This window comes from Paraburkholderia polaris (genome assembly GCF_012927345.1).
In the GTDB taxonomy this organism is placed as follows: Bacteria; Pseudomonadota; Gammaproteobacteria; order Burkholderiales; family Burkholderiaceae; genus Paraburkholderia; species Paraburkholderia polaris.
The window spans coordinates 1-1,209 of record NZ_JABBGJ010000145.1 but is presented as its reverse complement, the minus strand read 5'-3'; the positions used below and the strand labels follow the sequence as shown (position 1 = coordinate 1,209).

Below are 1,209 nucleotides of genomic sequence, written 5' to 3'. Positions count from 1 at the left end.
CTTGATCCGCTATCGGTACGTTGAGGCCCTGCTGGCAGAACCGCTTTGTTGGCTTGTCTCTCCCGCCGCTCGCTGCGTCTCTGTTCCGCACGCTTCACGACTTCTTCCAGCGATTGCACCTTTTCGGGGGTCGAACGACCAAAGCGCTTGCTATAACAGTGCGCGATAAATTCGGCGAGGAGCCGCTTCCACGGCTCCTGCTGGTCGTTAGCCAGTGATCCGAATTTTCGGGGATTCAATCCCAGTTCGCGAGCCATCTGGATATGAATATGGCCCAACCTGAAACGCTGCCGCGCATCACACCAGGGTTGAAGTTTCGGTGGCGGCCGCATTACTGCTCACCTCTGCGCCAACTCACTGCAGTCAATCGCTCCACTGCCGCGTAGTAACGCGCCTGCGAAGCAGCAGCATCGTCGTTCTGATCCGCCTTCAAAATGCCAAACAGGTTCTCTGCCACAACTGAGCCGATCGCGTGGATAGCATCGTGTCGCGTGAGTCCCTGTTTCCCGAGGCGATCCATTGCCCGGACCACGGGCTCAAGGTCCAGGGCAATCTGGTTTTCGACGATCACATGTAGCGCGGCATGTGCCGTGAGGTTGGGAAGCTTGATCCGGGCGACGCGATGCCAGGTTTCAATGAGAAGAATCCGCTCCTGTTCGTCGAGTTCAAGCCATGATTCAGGCTCGGGCCCGCGCTCCGGGTTGTACGCTTCCATGATGTCAATCCTGTACTGACTTCTGTTCATTGTAAAAATGCCGCCTGCCGTCGCGTTGCGCTTAACCGTGCCGATTGAGCCCATGCGGAGGCATCGCGGGCGTTACACGCACTTCCCTCCAACGCTCACCGAGACGCTCGATGCACGGCATCTGATCATTCTGCAGCGCATCGAACAGACGCTCTAGCCAGCGTTTGTCACGGATCGGCGTAATCAAGCCGGGGATGATCGGCATAATGAGGCCACTCAGAGTGGCCCCGAAACGCGATTTCGAAGGGGTTCAAGAATGCGGTTTTTTGCCGGATTTGGCAACCGCATTTTCGCCGTTTTCAGGCATCGGTTTGGGCTTGCGGAAGCTCTCGCCCTCGATGACGACGCGATAGGCACCGTGGCGTAGCCGGTCGAGCGTGGCGGCGCCAAGAACCCGGTTGTCGGGGAACGCATCGCCCCATTCGCTGAGGTCTAAATTTGAAGTCAAGATCGAGGCCGCGCGT

At 58.1% G+C, this 1,209-nt stretch carries 3 protein-coding genes; all 3 read right to left on the bottom strand.

The window, feature by feature from the left end; all coding sequences use genetic code 11:
* The coding region (locus HHL24_RS43760; protein ID WP_206003286.1) for a hypothetical protein at positions 1-257 on the bottom strand (257 nt) is incomplete at its 3' end.
* Between the two features lie 74 nt (positions 258-331).
* Complete coding sequence (locus HHL24_RS43390; protein WP_169491346.1) at positions 332-715, bottom strand: hypothetical protein; 384 nt, start codon at positions 713-715, stop codon at positions 332-334.
* A 280-nt stretch (positions 716-995) separates the two neighbouring features.
* The coding region (locus HHL24_RS43385; protein WP_169486729.1) for an ATP-binding protein at positions 996-1,209 on the bottom strand (214 nt) is incomplete at its 5' end.

Excerpts from the sequence above, each read along its gene's own strand:
- HHL24_RS43390 (WP_169491346.1), bottom strand. The coding sequence starts at position 715 with ATGGAAGCGTACAACCCGGAGCGCGGGCCCGAGCCTGAATCATGGCTT.